Annotated in this window: 8 protein-coding genes; 4 read left to right on the top strand and 4 right to left on the bottom strand. The window is 64.0% G+C overall.

Annotated features, from left to right (window positions below):
* Positions 1-54 precede the first annotated feature (54 nt).
* A complete protein-coding gene (locus tag QBJ92_RS07615) occupies positions 55-1,050 on the bottom strand; it encodes a LacI family DNA-binding transcriptional regulator (RefSeq protein ID WP_277969093.1) in 996 nt (331 codons plus the stop codon).
* A 186-nt stretch (positions 1,051-1,236) separates the two neighbouring features.
* On the opposite strand from QBJ92_RS07615, the gene QBJ92_RS07610 reads away from it, so the two are divergent.
* Complete coding sequence (locus QBJ92_RS07610; RefSeq protein WP_277969092.1) at positions 1,237-2,352, top strand: Gfo/Idh/MocA family protein; 1,116 nt, start codon at positions 1,237-1,239, stop codon at positions 2,350-2,352.
* 92 nt (positions 2,353-2,444) lie between these two features.
* On the top strand, positions 2,445-4,856 hold the full coding sequence (locus QBJ92_RS07605; RefSeq protein ID WP_277969091.1) for a DUF3772 domain-containing protein: 2,412 nt from the start codon (positions 2,445-2,447) through the stop codon (positions 4,854-4,856).
* A 66-nt stretch (positions 4,857-4,922) separates the two neighbouring features.
* On the opposite strand, the gene QBJ92_RS07600 is transcribed toward QBJ92_RS07605, so the two are convergent.
* From QBJ92_RS07600 to QBJ92_RS07590, 3 genes are read right to left on the bottom strand one after another with little or no spacing between them, the layout of a single operon-like run.
* Complete coding sequence (locus QBJ92_RS07600; protein WP_277969090.1) at positions 4,923-6,167, bottom strand: glycosyl transferase family 8; 1,245 nt, start codon at positions 6,165-6,167, stop codon at positions 4,923-4,925.
* Positions 6,164-8,323: a tetratricopeptide repeat-containing sulfotransferase family protein gene (locus QBJ92_RS07595; protein WP_277969089.1), complete on the bottom strand. Its 2,160-nt coding sequence runs from the start codon at positions 8,321-8,323 to the stop codon at positions 6,164-6,166. Before QBJ92_RS07595 ends, QBJ92_RS07600 begins: the two co-directional genes overlap by 4 nt.
* A gap of 13 nt (positions 8,324-8,336) precedes the next feature.
* Positions 8,337-19,184 (bottom strand): autotransporter outer membrane beta-barrel domain-containing protein, encoded by a 10,848-nt coding sequence (locus tag QBJ92_RS07590; protein WP_277969088.1) that lies wholly within the window; start codon positions 19,182-19,184, stop codon positions 8,337-8,339.
* Positions 19,185-19,454: 270 nt separating this feature from the next.
* Between QBJ92_RS07590 and QBJ92_RS07585 the strand changes: the two genes are divergently transcribed.
* Positions 19,455-20,342, top strand: a complete 888-nt coding sequence (locus tag QBJ92_RS07585) for a hypothetical protein (RefSeq protein WP_277969087.1) — start codon at positions 19,455-19,457, stop codon at positions 20,340-20,342.
* Between the two features lie 18 nt (positions 20,343-20,360).
* Complete coding sequence (rfaE2, locus tag QBJ92_RS07580; RefSeq protein ID WP_277969086.1) at positions 20,361-21,785, top strand: D-glycero-beta-D-manno-heptose 1-phosphate adenylyltransferase; 1,425 nt, start codon at positions 20,361-20,363, stop codon at positions 21,783-21,785.
* Positions 21,786-21,796: the final 11 nt, after the last annotated feature.

The raw sequence follows: 21,796 nt of genomic DNA, 5'->3' as shown, positions 1-21,796 counted from the left end.
GGTTCTCGTCGCCGCCGATCGAAGGGCGCGCCTTCTGGCGGTAGCTGCGGAAGGCTATCGCGAGCGCGGGGGGGCCGTCGACTGCCGCCGGATGATGCTGTGCGGCAGGACGCGTTCGGGGTGATCGGTGGTGTGCTTGGGCGCGGCGATTTCGGTGACGAGCAACCCGAGCGCTTCCGCCGCCAGTTGGCGTACCGGCTGGTTGACGGTGGTCAGCGGCGGCCATAAGGTTACCGCCGCGGTCGTGTCATCGAACCCGACGACCGTCAGTTCCCCCGGCACGTCCAATTGCCGCCGATGCGCGACGGAGACGATCGCTGCCGCCATGTCGTCGTTGCTCGCGAAGATCGCGGTCGGTGGTTGCGCGGAGTCGAGCAGTTGCTCGCCGGCGACCAACCCCGAGGCATAGCTGAAGTCGCCTTGGGCAACCACGGTATGGACGCCCTCGCTCTCGCGGACCGCCGCATGGAACCCCGCGAGACGTTCGGCGCTTGCCGCCTGATCGGGGTTCCCGACGACGAAGCCCAGGTTGCGATGCCCCAGCGCGATCAGATCGCGCGTCATCTCATACGCGCCTTGGCGGTCGTCGATACGGACACAGATCGCGCCTGGCACCCGGTGCGCGCCGACGCAGGCAAACGGTATCCCCGCATCGCGCAGAACCCGCAGCACGGTCGGCGATTCCCCAAGCGGCGGAGTCAGGATGACACCCGAAACCCCCGATGCCCCCAATGCTTCGATCGCGGCCAGTGGCGGGAGCCGCCCCCCCTCGCCCTTCACGAGGATCAATCGCGCGCCGCGCTCGGAGGCTTCTTCGAACACCCCGGTCAGGAAATCGCTCATGAAAGCGGCGCTCGGGTTGGAATAGACGACGCCGATCCGCAGCTCGGTCGACGTGACGAGATTGCGTGCGGTCTGGTTTGGCCGATAGTCCAGGCGGCGGATCGTTTCGCGGACGGTCGCGCGCGTCTCTGCGCCGACCCCCGGCTGACCGTTGATCACCCGGGATACCGTCATCGCCGAGACGCCCGCCGCTGCCGCGACGTCCACGATGGTCGTGCTTCGTCCCGGGACCGCCTTCCGTGCCAATTCCGCCCGCCCTTACCCTGCTGCCCTACCCTTGCCTGGACTAGCCAATTTCACGGCCGGAGCAACACCGATCGGCGCCGACGAGGATGCAACGATCCCCGGAGTCCGTCGTTTGCATGGCTTCCCCAGACAGATTGAAGGACCGACATGTTCGGACACACCAAGAAGGTACGCTACGCCGTGGTCGGCGGCGGCCAGATTTCGCAGCAAGCGTTCATGCCCGGCGTGGCGCAGACCGACAATTCGGAGATGACGGCGCTGGTCACGGGTGATCCCGTGAAGGCGGACAAGCTCGCCAAGCTGTACGGGATCAAGGCGTGGTCCTACGCGGATTATGGCGCCCTGCTGGAATCGGGCGAAATCGACGCGGTGTATGTCGCGACGCCGAACTTTCTGCATTTGCACTATGCGGTACCGGCGCTCGAAGCGGGCATCCACGTCCTGCTCGAAAAGCCGATGGCATCGAGCGTCGCGGAAGCCGAACAGATCCTGGCAGCCCAGCAGAAGAGCGGCGCCAAGCTGATGATCGCTTATCGGCTTCATCACGAACCAGGCACGGTCGACCTGATCACGCGCGCCCGCGCCGGGGCATTCGGCGAGCTACGCAGCTTCTCGTCGGTCTTCGCGCAGAATGTGGCCGAAGCGAATTCCCGTGGCCACAATGGCTATTGGGGTGGGCCGGTGCCCGACATGGGGACATACCCGCTGAACGCGGTCCGCAACCTGTTCGGTCAGGAGCCGATCGCCGTGCATGCGATCGGGACCAAAACGGCTGGGCGCGGGTTCAACTTTGACGATACCGTCGCGGTGACGTTGCGCTTTCCGGACGACCGGATCGCGCAGTTTACGGTCAGCTACGCCACCGCCTCGTCGGAATATTTCGAGCTCGTTGGCACCGAGGCGAGCGTCCACGCCAATCCAGCATTCATGTTCGGTCCCAAGGTCGGGATCTCCTACGTCGAACGCACGGAAGAAGGCAGCAAATGCCGCAGCTTCGACCCGGTCGAGCAGTTCGGCAACGAGACCCAGTATTTCTCGAACTGCATCCTCAACGATCTTCATCCTGAAGCCGACGGCGAGGAAGGTCTGTTCGATATGCGGGTGCTCGCGGCGATCGAACGGTCGCTGGAGAGCGGCGAGACGGTTGCGCTCGAACCGGCGACGCGGAGCCGGCACGTCCAGCCCGACCAGGCGCTCAAGCTCAAGCCGGCGAAACAACCGAGCGAAGACGAGATGATCAGCATCATCCCGCAATCGGCCTAAGGCCAGCCACTGTAAGGCCGCATTGCCGTCCATCCTTTCGGAGACCCGCGTCGCGTTGCCGCGGGTCTCGCGGACGGCTAAAGGCGGCGGCAATGCACCTTTCCAAAATCCTGCTTCGATGGATCGTCGCGGCTCTGCTCGCCACGATCGCCCCGTCGGCCATTGCGCAGACCCCGTCGGTCTCGAGTCTCGCCCAGCAGATCGGTCAGGCCGAGACCGAATTGCGGACGGTGGATGGGTTGCTCGACGGCAGGGTCGATGCGGACGACCAGAAGAAGCTTCGTGGCCGCGCGGTCGCGGCGCAACAATCCATCGGCGATATCACCGACCAGTTGCAACAGCAGGCCACACTGGTCGACGCGCGGATCGCCGGTCTGGGACCGGTCACGCCGGGAGTCGTGGAACCCTCCGAAATCGGCGCGCAACGCAAGCTCCTCGCGCAGCAACGCGGGCTGATCGACGCTGCAATCAAGCGCGGGGGCCTCGCCACCGTCGAATCCGAACAACTGATCGACGAGCTCGACCGCAGCCGCGCACAGCAGTTCAACGAGAAGGTCACCGCGAAGGTCTTCTCCCCGCTTACCCCGTCGTACTGGCGGGCGATCCTCCAGTCGCTTCCGCGCGATCTCAGGCGGACCGAACTGTTCCTGACGCAGGGCACGTCGCAGATCCGGGCGCAATGGAAGAACAGCCTTCCCTGGCAGGTGCTGCTGGGCCTGGTGCTGGGGTTGGTGCTGCTCTTCCCGGTGCGCGTCCGCGCGCGGCAATTCGGTCAGCGCTTTCTGGTGGAGGGTGCGCCCGGTCACCGGGTGCGGCGGTCCGCCAACGCGCTATGGCGTGTCTTTACGGGCACGCTCGCGCCGCTGCTGGCGGCGGCGGCGCTGGTCCAGGGGCTCCGCTGGTCGGGGCTGCTGCCCGAGCGCTGGAGCGGGATGCTCGACGCCTTCGTGATGGCGACCGGGTTCAGTGCCTATACCGCAGCCGTGAGCGGTGCTCTGCTGATGCGCCATGGTCCTTCATGGCGGGTTGCACCGATCGACGACGCAACCGCCTCCGCGCTCCGCCCGCTGTCCTGGATGTTGGCGGGGCTCTCGTTCGTCAGTATCCTCGCCAGCGCCCTCAATCGGTCGATCGGCACGAGCCAACCGGCGCAGGTCGCGACGCAAACGCTCACGGCCTTGCTGCATCTGCTGCTGATCGGCGTTTTCCTGATCGTTCTCGGACGTTTGCGCGCGAACCGCGCCGATACCGAACAGCAACCGGAAAACGTCAAGACCAGCGCTGGCATCGGTCTGGGGACGCTGCTCGCGTGGGTGCTGGTCGCGTCCGCGCTCGTTGCGCTACTCCTGGGATATATCGCGCTCAGCCTGTTCATCGCCTGGTTCATCAGCTGGGCGACGATCCTCGGCATCACGCTGTACCTGCTGATGGCCGCCGTAGACGACGTGGCGACCAGCATGTTCGTTCGGGACAGCCGGTTGGGGGTCACGGTTACGCGGGCATTGGGCGTTCGCCCGAGCATGGTCGACCAGTTCGGCGTGCTGCTTTCCGCGGTGTTGCGCGTTGCGCTCATTCTCGTGGCGCTCGGCCTGCTCGTCACCCCCTTTGGCGGAAGCGCCGGGGCGGGCGAAATGTTCGGACGCCTTGGGATCCTGGCGCAAGGCGTAGAGTTCGGCGGCGTGTCGATCTCGCCGGCCAACATCCTGCGGGGTGTGATCGTATTGTTCGTCGGGCTGGCGCTGGTCCGCGGCTTCATGAGCTGGCTCGAAAACCGGTATTTGCCGATCACCGATCTGGACGGCAGCGGACGCAATTCCGTCAGCCTGGTGGCGCGATACGTCGGGATCGCGATAGCGTTCATCTGGGCGCTGGCGTCGCTCGGTATCGGGGTGGAGCGCGTTGCGTTGCTGCTGTCCGCGCTGTCGGTCGGGATCGGGTTCGGTCTCCAGGCCATTACGCAGAATTTCGTCTCGGGCCTGATCCTGCTGGCGGAACGCCCGATCAAGATCGGCGATCTCATCCGCGTCGGCACCGACGAGGGCGACGTCAAGCGGATCAGCGTGCGGTCGACCGAAATCGAGTTGGCCGACCATTCGACGCTGATCGTCCCGAATTCCGAACTCATCACCAAATCGGTGCTCAACAAGACGATGGCGAGCCCGCTGGGGCGGATCCAGATCCAGTTCTCGGTACCGCTCGACAGTGATGCGCAAGCCGTGAAAGCAATGGTCCAAGAGGCTTTCGCTGCCGAAGACGCCGTGCTCACGGATCCGGCACCAGCAGTGTTCGTCGACGGAATTGTTACCGGGCGGATCGCGTTCAACTGCTTCGGTCACGTCGGTCATCCCCGCGCAGCCTATTCCGCGCGGAGCGCGGTGCTGATGACGTTGCTGCAACGTTTCCGCGCGGAAGGGATCGATATCGGCACGGTTCCGCAGCGGATCGAGCTGGTCGCCTATGACCCGCCCTTACCGACCCCGCCCATACAGACATCGGGCACGTAACGAGACTATCGTCCGAGCGATATCATGCGACGCTTGGTTCGACAGCACGATGCGGCCGGGCGGGACTCAGCCCAGGCGTCTGACCTTGACCGGTTGCTCCGCATTCGGGAAGATTGGCGCGCGCTCCTGCTGGAGACCGTCGCGATGCGCACGTGCCTCGACCGCAAGGGCGGACGCAACGTCGTCGACAACCTGATCCCACCGCCCCCACGCGCGCTGCCGGAACAGGCGAACGGAGGGATACCACGGGCTGTCCGTGCGGTGCTGCAACCACCGCCAGTCGGGAAGAAGCGGCAGCAGCACCCAGGCGGGCCGCCCCAGGGCTCCGGCAAGGTGGACCGGCGAACTGTCGATCGAGATCAACAGATCGACTTCGCACAGGATCGCCGCGGTATCTTCGAAGTCCGCAATCTGGGGACTGAGGCTTACCACGGTCATGCCGGGGGGCGGCGTCAACGCCTGTTGCTCGGTGGGGCCTTTCTGAATGGAAAAGAACGTCACGCCGTCCTGTGCCAGCGGCTGTAGCTGCTCCAGCGTCATCGATCGGTTGGCATCGTTGAAATGCGTCGGTCGACCCGCCCAAAGAAACGCAACCTTCAACCCAGGATACGGCGAAAGCCGGTCGCGCCAGACGGTCCGCCGTTCGGGCGACCCCGAAAGATACGGCATCGGCGAGCCGGGAAGGTCCTCCAGCGTCAACCCCATGGCGTGCGGCAAGCTCATCATCTCGCAATGCAGGTCGAACGGCGGAGGAATCTGCCCGCGCACCGTAAGCGCATCGAACCCGCCCATACGCTCCGCCAGAGCAGCCGTCTCGTGGTTGATCTCGAGCACCACGGTCGCCTGACTTCGTGCTTTCGCCCAACGGACCATCCGCATGAACTGGAACGTGTCGCCATATCCCTGTTCGTCGTGGATCAGCAGCGTGCGCCCGGGGATCGCGCGACCATCCCAACGTGGCCGCTGGACCTTGCGTTCGATCCGGGTGGTATGGGCAAGGCCGTAGCGATGGCTGTATTCCCGCCATCCCCGCTCGAACTCGCCGAGCAGCAACAGCGTCTCGGACAGGTCGAAACGAGTCGACACGTGCCCCGGCAAGGCACCAACGAGCATTTCCTGGATCGGTCGCGCCTCCTGAACGCGCCCCTGAACCCGGAGCGCCTGCGCCAGCAACGCCCAGACCGCAACGGGCCCGGCCCCGCCCGCGATCAGTGGGCGGATCAACGCCTCTGCCTCGCGGCCTTTGCCGACGGTGAGGAGCGGCCGGATTTCGGCTTCGAAGGCCTGAACGTCGAAGACGGGTGGAGTCATCCGGCGACCAGTCGCGGCCCGCGCTTCGTCCGTGCCTTGGACACGCCGCCGGCGACGTCGTCCGGTGCAGGCAGCGCCGGATCGATCCCCAGCGCATCGAGGAGCGGCATCAGGTGTTGCGCGTATGGACGCCAGCGTCCGACACTGTCTGCGTGCAGCGGCTGGCGGACCTGGTTGAGGATGGCGGTGCGAATGATCCGCTCGGTACGATGAAATTCGAGACACGCCGCATTCCAGTCGAGCCCGCAGAACGCGACCATCCGCCGTGCCTCGGTGTCGATGTCTCCGACGATGTCCTCATAACGGACCTCGAGGAACCGGTCGGCGGGCAGCACCGCCCGCCAATGATCCATGAGGCGGTCGTATGCCCGATAGAATTTCCCAAGCTCGGTCAGATCGTAGGCGAACTGCTGTTCGCGCGTGAACAGCTTGGTGTAGCAGGACAGGCAGGTGTCGACCGGATCGCGGCGGACATGAAGGATCCGCGCCTCGGGCAGCATACGGTGGATCAGCCCCGCAAACAGGAAATTGGAGGGCATCTTGTCGATAACGCGGCGGTGATGCGTCGCGAGCGGACGAATTCGATCGAGATACTGCCGACCAAGGGCGGCTTCACCCTCGAGGGTGACGGTCGTTGCGAATGCCGGATAGAGACCGGCGGCATTGATGACTTCCTGTAACGCGGGCAGCTCTCCGGCGCCGAAGACGTGCGGATGTGACGCGAGGATCTGCTCGACCAACGTCGTTCCGGAGCGCGGCATTCCGAGCACGAACACCGGCAGATCGCTGCCGGCCGTGTCCGCCGCCGGGCGTTGGAGGCGATTTGCGGGGAAAGCCGCGGCGATCTCGCCGATCCAGCGCTCCGTCCGTGCCGCATCGTAGGAGACCGTTGCGCGTTTGCGGCGATTGCCGTGATCGAGATGGTCGAAGGCGCGCTCGGCGTCCCCGGCGTCGAGCCAAGCCTTGCCCAGCGCAAAGTGCAGCGCCGTCCGATCGGCCTGACCCTCGACCCCGTCTTGCGCAACCAACGCTTCCATCGCGGATATACGGGGATCGCCCGGCTCGAACCGGTGAAGATCCGCAAAATTGAACCACGCTGCGACAGAGCGTGGAGACCGCGCCAGCACCGTCTCGAAGGTAGCTTCGGCACCGCCCCTGTCGCCTTGCTCCATCAGCAGGATCCCGCGATTGATCAACGCCTTCTCGGACGCAAACCCGCTCGGTTGCGCCGCGCGATCGAACGCGGCGAGCGCGTCGGTCAGCTTGTTCTGGGCTTGCAGGACCTCCCCGAGAATATTCTGAGTCTCTCCATCATCAGGTGCCGCCGCAACGGCGCGGCGCGCATCCGCCAGCGCTTCGTCGAGCCGGTCGAGCTGCCGCAACGCCGTTGCCCGCACGCCCAGAGCACCGACGTGCAGGGGCGCAAAACTGAGTAAAGCATCGATCCAGCGCAGCGCTTCGATGTGGCGATCGCGACCGATCTCGACCGCGGCAGCGTTGATGTAGGCGTCCGGCAGACGGGGATTGGTATCGATCGCACGACGGGCGGCGGCCATGGCCTCGTCCGGCTCACCGAGATCGTTGAGCAGGTGCGACAGATTGCTCATGGCTTCGGCATAAGCCGGCGCAAGCTGCAACGCCCGGACGTAGTGCACTCGCGCCTGCTGGAGCCGCCCGAGCCGTTTCAGGGTATTCCCGAGATTGCTGTGTGCCTCGGCATAATCGGGCCGCAGCCCGACCACGCGTTCCAGGCACGACAGGCTCTCCTCGAGCTTGCCCGCTTCCTGCAGGATGATCCCCAGGTTGTTCCACCCGGCGACCATCGTGGCGTCCATCGTCACCGCACGGCGCGCGGCGACTTCCGCTTCTTCCAGCAAGCCCTTCTGGCGACACATCTCTGCCAGGTTGCTCAAATAGATCGCCTGGACGCGCGGCGCCTGACAGGCGCGACGGAGATGATCGATCGCGATGTCGAGATTGCCATAGGCATGCGCCATCAGCCCCATCAGATGCAGCGCGTCGGACTGGCCGGGCCATATCGCCAGGACGTGCTGGCAGAGGCGCTCCGCCTGGTCTGCCTGACCGGCATTCCAATGCGCGTTCGCTTCTATCAGCGCCTGATCGATCGAAAGTCCGGTCGGGGCGGGATTGTTCATACGAAGTCTCCGCTCACAAGCTGAACGTCATTTTGATGGTCCCCGCGTGGCTCTTGAAGTCGCGGCGCAAATCGCCGTCATACCCGAGGCCGATGCGGAACCTCTCGGTCCGCATGAACGACATCCCCGCCCCGACCGTAAGCCCGTCGCGTGCGCCGCGCGCGGACGTGCTGGTGAAGGCGACGCCGCCGAGCACCGCGGTCAGCGGAATGGGCCCGTTGGTATAGGTATGGACCCACCCAAGCTTCAGCATCGGCGCGAAACGACCTGATGCGGAGTCGAACACACCCCCACCTTGAACGCCGATTTCATGGCTGAGCGAATCCACGTCGAGTTTCTCGACCTTGAGGTTGGCGGTCCCCGCCTCGCTCTCTTCATATCCTGAATTGTGCAGGTGAACCTCGCGAATGCTTGCGAACGGCGTCAACGATGTGCTCGTCGACAACGGGATGGTGTAGCTCGTGCGCAGATTTCCGAGATATTGCTGACCATCATAGGAGGCTCGCGCGCTGACCCCGAGGAAATCGATGCGTCGCAATTGGTCGTAATGATTGTAGCCAAACCCGATCTGGCCATCGATCGTAAAGCGGGAGTTGTCGAGATCCCCCGGTTGCCAGGTGAAATATCCGGTCGCCTGGAAACTGTTGAGCGTCGTCGAACTTCCCCGGATATTCCCGCGGCCATGCGCATTGCTGTTAACCCAGCTGAGCGCGCCCCCGGCAATGAAGTTCGACGTGCCGAGCAGATCGGCGCCGACCATCACGCCGTAGCTGCTCGCCTTGTACGGCGAGGCCGCGGAGACTGCCGCTCGGCGCGCCGAGCTGGCCAGGAACTGTCCCCAGATCACGCCGCGCTGCGCTTGAGATCCTGCGGCGAGGCCGCGTTCCTCGCGACCGGTCACCGCGGCGGCAAGCACCTCCTGATGTTGCACGATCGCGTTGACCGCGGGGGATACGGCGACGGCGATCACCTGCGGCGTGAGTTGCGTGGGCGAAAGCTGGACGATCGCGGTCTGCTGTTGCGCAGGCGTCAGTTGCGACAGCGGCAGGAGGATGTTCGTGATGACGGGCGCCGCGGCTGCACTGCCCGCGTCCGCAATCGCATCGAGCGCCGCGCCAGTGCCGACACCCGCCCCGCCCGCCTGAGCGCCCGTGCCGGTAAAGGTCGTCGGTCGGACCGGCGGCGGTGGCGTGATCGTTCCGTTGGGATCGCTCAACGTCAGCACCAGCCCCGTCGCCCCGGCGCTCGCGACACTGGAAAAGGCGCCGGTCAAACCGGTGACCGAAGACGTGAGGTTGCTGAACGCGAGACCGCCGTTCGCCTTAACCACGGTATATGCCTGCCCGGCGGCCAGCGTCGCCGTCCCCAGTTTGACGAGCGTGACGTTGGTGCCTGTCAAATTCGCCGAGCCGCTCACCGATAGCTGGCCGTAGGCGGCTGTCGACGTGACCCCGATCAACAGCTTGCCACCCGTCTGGGTGTAATTGCCGGTGATGGCGACGGGCGCATTCACCGCCAGCCCAGCACCGTCGAGAACGACCGTTCGGGTGCCGACGTTGATCGCATCGTTCAACAGGATGTTACCGGTCATCACGAGATTGCCACCGGCGTTGACGATCGTCCCCTGGCTTCCCGCGGCATAGCCGGTCAGCGTTCCGAACACCGTCCCGCTGCCGCCTGCGATCGCCAGTGTTCCGTCCGTATCGCTCTCGATGTTCCCTGCGATCACACCGGTGTTGACGATCGGTCCGATCACCCCAAGATTGCGGATAGCAGCGGCCGATCCGCTGAGCGTGCCACTGTTGGTCAGACTGCCAAGCGAACCGCTTGCTGCGATGTAGACCGGATAGGCCGCGGAAAGGGCGCCAGCGTTGGCCAGGCCGGCAAGGCTCCCGCCGACGAAGTTATTGTCCGCCGACACGATCAGGTTGGTCCCAGCCGTTCCGGGCGTCAGGGCCAGCCCGGTGATCGATCCGGTAGAAACGGTCACTCCAGCGTAGCTCGAACCGGTCCCGCCCTGTACGAGCGTTCCTACCGTTGCGCCTGCGAGGTAGTTTGAGGTCGGCGAGAAGCTCGCCGTTACTGTGCCGCCGCTCAGCGTCGCCGTGCCGTCGACCACGATCTTCGCGTCCTGCGCAAGCCGAACCGAACCGGACGTCTGATGATAGGCTCCCGAAATCGTGGCGCTGGCCGCAAGCCGAAGCTCGGCACCGCTGTTCGATACCGTATGCCCTGTTGCGGTGATATCGCTTTGAAGCGCGATCGTGCCCGCGTCGAACACCACGTCGCCGCCGCTACTGACGATCGTACCGCGACCGCCGCCGAAGCCAGTCAACGTGCCCACGGTCGTGCCCATACCACCCGAAATCTGCAGGGGCTCCGCTGAGGAATTGGTAATGTTGCCGGCAATGACGCCATCGTTCTGGATGCGTCCGAGGGTCCCCGCAGCAAAGATTGCGGCGATCGATCCGGTGAGCGTGCCACTGTTGGCCAAGCTGCCGAGGCTGCCGGTCGAGGATATGTAAACCGGATAGTCTGCGGTCAGCGAGCCGGTGTTCGTAACGCTGCCGAGAGTGCCGCCGACATAGGTGTTGAGCGCGGTGACGACCAAGCTCGTTCCGCTCGGGTCCGCCTGAAGCGCCAGCCCGGTGACGTGCCCGGTATCGACCGTCACCCCGGTGTAGCTCGTTCCGGTATCGCCGCGGACCAGCGTGCCTGCGCTGGTGTTCGCAAGATAGTTCGCCGAGGAGTCGAACTGTGCCACGACGCTGCCGCCGGTCAGGCTTGCGCGCCCGCTGACGACGAGTTCAGCCCCGCTCGCCAGATAGAGCGCGCCCGCGGTCTGGCTGTAGTCGCCCGTGATACTCGCGCTGGTCGACAAGCCGAGGGTTGCGCCGCTGTTCGACACGACATGCCCCGACGCCACGATATCGTCGTCCAGAACTTGAACGCCCGATGCGAAAACGACGTCGGCCAATTCGCTCAGGATGGTCCCGCGCTGTCCCTCGAAGCCAGTGAGTGTCCCCGGCGTCTCTACCGAGCCGCCGCTGATGGTCAGCGCCGCTTCCGAGGCATTCTCGATGTTGCCAGCGATCGTCCCGCTGTTGGAAAACGACCCAAACGCTCCGGGCGCACCGACACGGACCGCGACGGCACCAGTCACCAACCCGTTGTTGGTGAGGACGCCGATCGTACCGTCGTTGACCAGACCATGATCCCCGCCCGCGATCGTGCCGCGGTTGTCGAGCGTTCCGATGCTGCCATCGTTGTAGAGCGCCTGCTGCCCCGAAATCGTGCCGGTGTTGCTGATCCGACCGATCGTCCCGCGATTGAAGATGCCGTATGCGGCGCCGGTGATTACCCCGGCGTTGGAAATCCCGCCGATCGTGGCATTGTTGTCGATGCCGGCCGCCTGGACGGCGGGCGAGTCCATGATGGTTCCGCTGTTGAGAATGGTGCCGATCGAACCACCGTTGTAGAGCCCGACCGTACCATCGATGACGCCGCGATTTTCGAGCCGCTCGATGACGCCCAGATTACGGACGCCGAATTCCGTACCCTGCAGCACGCCACTGTTCTCGAGCGTACCAAGATACCCCGCCGTGGCGATATACGCTGCGGTTGTTACGCCGGTAATCGTTCCGCTGTTGACCAGATCCCCGAGCGTTCCGCCGACGTAATCGTTGTTGATACCCAGCAACAGATCGACATTGCTCCCGATCGTGGCCGTCGCCGCGGCGATCGCCAGACCGGTGACGCCGGACGCCACCGCTACCCCGTCATAGTTGGATCCGGCACCGCCCCGCACCAAGGTTCCGCCACCGCTCCCGGCGATGTAATTCGCCATCGTGTCGAGTTGGTTGCTGGTGATGAGCCCGCCGGTGATGTTCGCGCTGCCGCTGACCAGCAGCGACGAAAGGCCGAGCGCGAGCGTTCCCGATGCCTGGGCGTAGTTCCCCGTAACGTCGATGGAATGGATCAGGCGCACCGACGCGCCATCGTTGAGGAGTGTCCCGGTCCCGACGTCGACCGCGTCGTCGAGCAGAAGACTGCCCGACGCCAACACGACGTTGCCGAGCGTACTTACGATCCTGCCCTGCCCCGACTGGCCGGTGAACGTCCCGACCGCGCCATCAAAGCCACCGGATATGGTCAGCGCATGTCCCGACAGGTTGCGGACGTCGCCAAGGATCGTCCCGCTGTTCGCCAACGCCCCCAGACTGCCGGTTGCAGCGACATAGATCGCCGTCGGTGCGCTCAGCGTCCCGGTGTTCGCCAGCGTTGCCAGCGTTCCGCCGATGTACGTGTTGTCGAACGTCTGGACCAACGTCGTGCCGACGGTGCCCGCGCTCGACAACAGGCCTTCGGGACCGCCGGCGAGCGTCAACCCGCGGTACGTCGACCCCGCCCCGCCCGTGATCAGCCCGACACTCTCGCCCGGCATGTAATTGGCGGTGCTCGCGAGATTGGACGCGACGGTGCCCCCGGAAACCGCAGCGCTGCCGCTCACGACCAGTTCGGCCGAGCCTGGAACGAGCGAAAGGGTCCCGTCGGTCTGGCTGTAATTGCCCGTAATCGTGGTCATCGAGGCGAGCGCGATGCTCGCGCCGGCGTTGGTGACCGTATGGGAAGGACCGACGACGATGTCGTCGTCCAGCAGGATCGCGCCGCTGCCGAAGGTCAGATTACTCGCGCTGTTGTCGATCAACCCGTGCCCGGCGCTGCCAGTAAAGGTGCCGACTACCGTGTCGCTGCCGCCGATGATCGCCATGTCGGTCGCACTGGCGTTGACGATATTGCCGCGGATCAATCCGCTGTTGGCGATCCCGCCGAGTTGACCGGAACTCGAGACCACGATCGCATTGATCGAGCCTCCAACAAGCGCGCCCGCGTTGAGCAACGTCGCGATCATCCCCTCGACATGCAGCGCCTCGGCGCTCCCCGAGATGAGTCCGCTGTTGCTCAGCATACCGATATTGGCGCTGCTGAAGACCCCCATTTCCCCGCCGCCGACCGTCCCGCCCGGGGCGTTTATGAGGATGCTGATCGATCCCCCGTCGTGTCGAATGCCCGTGTTGCCACCAATGATCCCAGTGTTGGTAAAGGTGCCGATGGTACCGCCGTTGTACAGCCCGGTATCGGATTGGCCGGTGTTGCCCGTGATCGTCCCGCTGTTATTGAACCGGTCGATCACTCCAGTGTTGCCGAATCCTACGCTGCTCCCGCTGATCAGGCCTGCATTCGAAATGGACAGGATCGTCCCTGCGTTCCAAGCACCGCCACCACCGAAGACATTGCTGATCACCCCACCGGCCAGATTGACCAGTGTATCGATCCGGCCCGTATTGTAGATCCCGTGCCCGCCGGTTCCGTTCCCGACGCTGATCAGCCCGGAGTTCATCAGCGTGCCGATCGACGAGGCATTCAATATGCCGTAGGTCGTCGCGCCACTCGCGCTGAAGATCGTGCCGACATTGTCGAACAGGTCGATCGAGCCGACGTTGTGCAAACCGATCAGGCCGCCGATTTGACCCGCATTGGAGAGCGATCCGATGCTGCCGCGGTTGAAGAGTCCGGTCCCGGTTGCACTGAGCACACCGGAATTGCCGAGCGTGCCCACGGTACCGGTGTCGGCGACATACAGCGCGTAGGTCGCGCCCCCGATCGTTGCGCTGTTCTCGAAGACGCCTTGAACATCCCCGATGTAATCGTTGCCCGCAGCGACGATGAGGTTGGTGCCGTTGGTGATCGCCGACAGTTTCAGCCCCGTTATGCTCCCGGACACGGCGAGGTTGACCCCATCGTAAAGCGAACCCACACCGCCCGCGACGAGCGTTCCGCCCGCAGCGTCGCCCGCGCGATAGGTCCCGGTCAGGGACAATCCGCTCACGTCGGCCGCGACCGTTCCACCCGACAGCACGGCGGCCTCGCTGACGACTAGCCTGCCAGCGCTTCCGAGTTGCAACAGGCCCGCAGTCTGACGGTAATTGGCCCCGATCGTGACGATCGTCGACAGCGCGATATCCGCTCCGATATTGCTTACCGTCAGATTGCTTGCTGCGATCCCCGCAGCGATGATCCCGTCGTTGAGCAGCAACGCCCCGGACGCGAAGGTCATATTGCCGCTCGCGCCGATCGTGCCCTGCAGCGATCCCGTAGCCCCTGTGAACGTTCCGACGGTGCCGGCGCTCCCGCCGATGATCGTGCCGATCATCCCGCCGCTTCTGTTGATGTTCCCGCGGATGACCCCGCTGTTTGCGACCGTGCCGAAGGTGCCCGAGATCACGTTGCTTCCGCCCGACATCGTGCCGCGGTTGTCGATCAGCGTGATGACAGCGTTGTTCTGGATCGCCGTACTCGCCCCGGCGATCAGCCCGGTATTGATGATCGTGCCGATCGTCCCGCTGTTGAGGATCGCCCAGCTGTTGTTGCTGATCGTACCGCTGTTGACCAATTGGCCGATGCTGACCTGATTCCACAATGCGGTGAATTCGCGGTTGGTGATCAACCCGCTATTCGCCAAGGTCGCGATCTGGCCAAGATTGTTGATTCCGAAACGCGCGCCGCTGAGCGTTCCGGTGTTGGTCATCGTCCCGATGCTGCCGGAGGTGGCAACGTACAGACCGGTGTTCGCTGAAGTGATCTCCGCGCTGTTCGTCAGCGTCGCGAGCGTCCCGCCGACATAGTCGTTGGCGATCGACAGCAGCAGCTTGTTCCCGACCGTGTCGGACGTCTTGTCCAACCCACTAATATCGTTGATCTCGACGGTCGCACCGCTGAGATTCAGGCTCGATCCGCTGAGCAAGGTGTAGCTGCCCTGCAGATAGTTTCCCGTGCTCGACAAGTCCGACCGCACCGTACCGCCGCTCAGCACTATCGCGCCGCTGGCGATCAACCCGGCGCGCGTCGGATCGATCGAGAGCGTGCCGCCGGTCTGGCTGTACGCACCGGTGAGATTGATGATCGATGCGAGCTGAAGGTTTGCACCGGTGTTACTGACGGTGCGACCCGTGGCGACGATATTGTCGTCGAGCAGCAAATCGCCGGACGCGAAGACGAGATTGCTGAGCGTGTTGGTGATCGTCCCCTTGCCCGATTGCCCGGTGAGCGTGCCAACCGCTCCCCCAAACCCGCCGCTGATCGTCAAGTCGTTGGCACTATCGTTGCGGATCGCGCCAAAGATGACGCCGCTGTTGCCGAGCTCGGCAAAATTCCCGTTCACATAGAGGGCCGTATTCCCGCGGATCGTCCCCCCCGCCCCGTTCGCGAGCGTACTGAGAACGCCCGACACGTTGATAGCCGTGGTGGCGTTGCCGATGTACCCACTATTGGTCAGCGAAAACACCGAACCGGATATGTTGATCGCGGTCTGCCCGGAGGTTATCGAGCCACTGTTGTCAATCGTCTCCAGGACTCCTGAGAGATAGATTCCCTGGGGGCCACCGTTGATGGTGCCACCATTGGTCAGCGTTCCCACCGACCCATAAACGGCGAAACCCGCCGACCCGGAAGAGATGTAGCCCGAGTTCGTCAGCGCACCCAGGATGCGGTCGATCTGTAACCCCGCGGCAGTGCCGCCAAGGATCGTTCCCCCGGCCGCGTTGATCAGCGTGCCGATCGTGGACTGGCTGCCCAGGCCCTTTTGCGCACCGGAGATCAGCCCGCTGTTGAGAAGCGTATCGACGCTGCCGTTGGTGTTGAGGCCGTCTGCGAGACCAATCAGCGTACCGCTGTTCGACAGCGTCCCGACCGTCCCCGTGCTCGCGACATAGATCGGATAATTGACCCCGGTGATCGTGTCGGTGTTCCCGATCGAAACCTGCGTGTCGCCGATGTAGATGTTGCTTGCGGCCAGCGCGAGATTGGTGCCGCTCACTTTCGCGGACGTGGCCAGTCCCGTGACCCCGCCCATCGTCGTGATGCTGACCCCGACGTAGGTCGAGCCGACCCCACCCGAGACGATCGGACTGCCCACGACATCGCCCGGACGGTACGTACCGGTCGGGGACAATCCCCCCGCGTCGGCCGCAATCGTTCCGCCCGACAGCACAGCCGCCTCGGTAACGACCAGTCGGCCGTCGCTTCCTAGCCGCAATACCCCGGCCGTCTGGTGGTAGTTGGCGCCGATCGTCACAATCGTCGACAGCGCGATATCCGCGCCGATGTTGCTCACGGTCAAGTTGCTCGCGGCGATGCCGGATGCAATGATCGTGTCGTTGAGCAGCAACGCTCCCGCCGCGAAGGTCAGGTTTCCACTCGCGCCGATCGTGCCCTGGGTCGATCCGGTAAGCCCTGTGAAGGTCCCGACGGTGCCCTCGGTGCCGCCGATGATCGTGCCGATCAGGCCGCCGTCCCCGTTGATGTTCCCGCGGATGATACCGCTGTTGCCCACGGTGCCGAAGGTGCCCGCAATCGCGTTGCTGCCACCCGACATGGTGCCGCGATTGTGAAGCAGGGTCACGACACCGTTGTTCTGGATCGCGTTGGCCAATCCGGAAATGATGCCTTCGTTGATGATCGTGCTGATCGTCCCGCTGTTGAGGATCGCCCAACTGTTGTTGCTGATCTCACCGCTGTTCAACAGGTGACCGATGCTGCCCTGATTCCATAGCGCGGTCAGCCCGGCGTTGGTGACCACGCCGACGTTGAAGAGTGTGCCGATCTGGCCGCGATTGCTAACTCCAAACTCTGCGCCACCGAGCGTCCCGCTGTTGGTCACCGTCCCGATGCTGCCGCCGATACCGACGTGCAGACCGGTGTCGGCTGCGGTGATCGCCGCGGTGTTGGTGAGCGCCGAGAGCGTCCCACCGACATAGTCGTTGGTGATCTCTAGCAGGAATGTGTTGCCGACCGTGCCGGACGTTTTGCCCAGACCGGCGACATCGTTGATCTCGACCGTTGCACCGCTAAGGTTCAGGCTCGATCCGCTGAGCAAGGTGTAGCTGCCTTGCAGATAATTACCCGTGCTAGACAGGTCGGACCGCACCGTGCCCCCGCTCAGCACCATCGCGCCGCTGGCGATCAGCCCCGCGTGTGTCGGATCGATCGAAAGCGTGCCGCTGATCTGGCTGAACGCACCGGTGAGATTGATGATCGACGAAAGCTGAAGATTCGCCCCGGTATTGCTGACGGTGCGGCCCGTGGCGACGATATCGTCGTTGAGCAGCAAGTCGCCCGCCGCAAAGACGAGGTTGCTGCGCTGATTGGTGATCGTCCCCCTGCCCGACTGTCCCGTCAGCGTGCCGACGGTTCCAGACGTTCCGCCGCTGATCGTCAAAACGCTCGCACTGCCGTTCAGGATATCTCCCGAAAGAACGCCGCTGTTATAGATCGTGTGGACCGCGGACGCGGGCGAAATCACCAGTGCAACCGGCCCGGCGATCGTTCCGCTATTGTCGATCGTACCGATCCTACCGCCCGCATGCCAGATCCCGAACTGCGTTCCCAGGATCCGCCCGCTATTGGTCAGTTCGCCGATCGTGCCTTCGTTGTAGATCCCTCCAGTATTTCCGCTCAGCAGACCGGTGTTGACGATTCGACCGATCGAGGCGCTACCGATGTTGTTCCCGATGCCACTGCTTCGGGAACTCAGGATCGTGCCGTCGTTGAGGATCGTACCAATCGTACCACTATTGGCGATGCCGCCGGCCGCCGAAGTACCGAGCGTTCCTGCCGCTATCCAGCCGCTGTTCGTTACCGTGCCGATCTGCCCTCCGTTTTGCACGGAGATCCCGCGCGTAGCGCCGGACAACGTGCCGGTGTTGCTGAGCGCGCCGACACTGCCGGTAGCGCCGATCACGATGGCGGCAACCGGACTGTCGATGGTCCCGCTGTTGTTGAGCGAAGCGAGCGTTCCGCCGATATAATCACCGGCCGCCAACAGCAGCAGGTTGTTGCCTACCGTTGAGCCGCGCACCCCGAAGATGGACCCGAAACCGGTGCTGATGCTGACGCCGGTATAGCTTGAAGCCTCGGTGGCTTGGACCAGCGTCGCCAGCGTTCCCGCGAAATAATTTTCAGTGGCGAAAAGCGGAGCGGAAAGCGTTCCGCCAGAAAGCGTGGCTCCCCCCGTCACAGACAGAGTGCCGGCCGCCCCCAGCACCAGTTTTCCTGCCGTCTGGTTGTAGCGTCCAGCAACTCCAATCGCGGTCGTGAGCGTCAGCGCGGCGCCCGAGTTCGTGACGGTATAGCCGGACGCCGATATCGAATCATTGAGCAAAATGTTGCCCGAATTGAAAACGATGTCGGCCGCAGAGGTGATCGTACCCGTCGCACCGGTCACGAAGCCGCTCAACGTGCCGATCGTCGGACCCGTACCGCCGCTGATCGTCAGGGCGTTGCCGTTGTTGGCAATATCGCCGGCGATCAGGCCCGAATTCTCGATCGTCCCGAGCGAGCCGGCGTACGTGCCGTCGACATCGTTGATGATGGCGAACAGCCCCTTTATCGTGCCCCTGTTGGTGAGTGTTCCGATCGTGCTGCCATAATTTAGGATCGCCCCGGAGCTCGCGCCGGAGATCAGCCCGGAATTGATGATGGCATTGATGATCGCAGGAGTCGGGGAGCTACTGGTCGCCCGGGTGAGAACGAGCCCCGAGCCAAGACTGGTAATCCTGCCGGTGTTGAGAAATAGCCCGATCGAACCAGTGTTCTGCACGGCATTAAAGGACAAACCGGTGTTGTCGATGACGCCGTTATTCGTGAACGTGTCGACCGTACCAGAATTGAAAACCGCGGCACTAGTGTCCGCGACGACCGTGCCAGTAGGCTCGATCTCAAAAAGCCCGACATTGCCATTGAGCACCTGCGCCCCGACCGTCGTTCCGGAAATGGTCGTATCCGCCCAGGAGGTTTGGGGCATCGCAAGTCCAGCACCAATCGCCAATAGCGAAATGCCGGCGTGCAGACGTCGAGTCCGTTTGGTCTGATCGGGCGCTTCGCCGTTCATCACCACCGGACTTCCCCTTCAACAACAGATGCGGATCAATAAACGCCTTACTCTCATTGAGGTATATTACTTCAAACCCACATCTATACCGTCAACCGCATCACAATACGTCTGTTCTGCGTTTATACATTTAGGTAATATTACAGTAGTTTCTTTCTCCTTTCGAGAGTTCACTTCCACTGAATGAAGACGGATCTGTCCGACCACGTTCGGGGACCATACGGTGATGCACTCGTCCGTATTGCGCTATGCTGTGCGACACTTCTTTCGCTCAGCTTCGGGAGCCCGTCCGTCGCGCGCCAGTCCGCATCGCGCCTCGTGCGCGACGCGGCGTGGCAGTCGCAGGTCATCCCGACCGGGCGCTTCGACCTTGCATCAGCCACGCGATCAGGGCGCGATACATCCGATGTCCTCGTGATCTACATCGAGGGCGACGGCTTCGCCTACACGCGCGAAGGGCGCCGTTCGCTCGATCCGACACCGACCGCCCCCGTCGCGTTGCAACTTGCCGTGCAACACCCCGGTCAGGGCGCGGTCGCCTGGCTGGCGAGACCTTGCCAATACGCTGCCCGTTCGCGTCACTGCCAGAGCGATTACTGGAGTATCGCGCGTTTCTCCTCGGAAGTGATCGACAGTGCGTCCCAGGCGCTGGATCTTCTCCTTCGACAGACGAACCGGATTAGACTGATCCTCGTCGGATATTCGGGAGGCGGAACGCTGGCAGCGCTGTTGGCGGAACGGCGGCGGGATGTGGCGGCGCTGGTGACGGTCGCCGCCAATCTCGATCTGGCGCAGTGGACGCGCGCTCATCGCTTGTCCCCTTTGACACGCTCGCTCGATCCAGCCGCCGAGGCTGCGCTTTTGTCGACCGTGCCGCAGATTCATTTCGTGGGGGGCGACGACACGGTGGTCGACCCCACGATTGCCCGAAGTTTCGTCGCGCGCATGGCCCCGAACGCGCCCGTTTCGATCATCGTCGTTCCCCATCAGGATCACGGCGGCGGCTGGGCACGCCGCTGGCCGACCCTCTCCACGCGTCCTGAACCCTCTCAGGTTCGCGGCTGGCGCTGATATCGCGGAGACCCGAAGATGACTCACCAACGCCCCCCGGCCATCCTGATCGTCGGCGATACGATGGTCGATCGCTACATCATCGCCGAAGCCAGTCGGCTTTCGCCCGAGGCACCGGTCCCGGTCATGCGCGCGGCGCGCGAGGAGTCGCGCCCCGGTGGCGCAGCGAACGTGGCGGCGAACGTTGCCGCGCTGGGCCAGCGATGCGTGCTGCTCACCGTCTCCGGGGACGATGCAGCGGGAGACGATCTCGCGAGAATGATGAAGGAGCGAAAGGTCGCGCTCGATCGCGTGATCGACCCGGGACGCCCCACCACGCAGAAAACCCGCGTCGTCTCCGGCGTGCAGCAAATCGCGCGGATTGATCATGACGGGCATGCGAGCGAGTCGGCGCAGGCAGAATTGGTGCGGCGGTTCGAGGCACGGATCGACGGTGTCCGCGCCGTCATCTTCTCCGATTATGACATGGGCGTCCTCCACCAACTCCCGTTGCTGCTCTCGATCGCCCGCAAATATGGCGTGCCCGCCTTCGTCGATCCGAAATGCGCCGATCGCTCGCGGTACAAGGGTGCGTTCCTGCTGAAACCCAACGCTCGCGAATTCCACGCCCTGTTTGGTGCTTGCGATGAAGCGCACATTGCTGCGCACGCGGCATCGGTTCTGGAAGCGATGGCTTTGCGGTATCTCGTGGTCACGCGGGGCGACAAGGGAATGCTGATGGTGTCACGAGACGGCACCATGGTCGATCATCCGACCGAGGCTTTGCAGGTCTTCGACGTGACCGGCGCGGGCGATACCACGATGGCCGCGCTCGTCGTGGGGATCGTCGAGGGGCTGCCAATCGCTGCGGCGATCGACCAGGCGAACGTCGCCGCGAGCATCGCGGTATCGCGCCAGGGAACTTACGCGGTGACTCGCGGAGACCTGGAGGAACGTCTGTATCGGCGCGACCACGCGATGACGAAGATGATCCCGCTGCCGCTGCTCCTCGCAAAACTCGACCATGTCCGCGCAAACGGCGCCCGGATCGTCTTCACCAACGGGTGTTTCGACGTGCTCCATGCCGGGCATGTGCGTCTGCTCGACTTGGCGCGACGGCAGGGCGACGTCCTGATCGTCGGCCTCAACGACGATGCTTCGATTCGCCGCCTGAAGGGCCCGTCGCGGCCGGTCAGCAGCCTAGCGGACCGCGCCGAAGTCCTGAGCGGACTGGCCGCGGTGGACCACATCGTGTCGTTTTCGGATGATACGCCGATCGACCTGATCCGAACGATCCGACCGGACGTTCTGGTCAAGGGCGGCGACTATACGCCGGAGACGATGGTCGGCGCCGATGTAGTGCGCCAAAGCGGCGGAACGATCTTCATCGCGCCACTCCTGGCCGGCCGATCGACCACGGCGCTTCTCCGTGCCGGAAACGTCCTGGAGCATGTCGGCGATTAGCGAATTGGCAA

This window comes from Sphingomonas echinoides, from assembly GCF_029623395.1.
Lineage (GTDB): Bacteria > Pseudomonadota > Alphaproteobacteria > Sphingomonadales > Sphingomonadaceae > Sphingomonas > Sphingomonas echinoides_A.
Note: the sequence above shows the minus strand (reverse complement) of the source record. Positions and strands in the feature narration are given on the sequence as shown.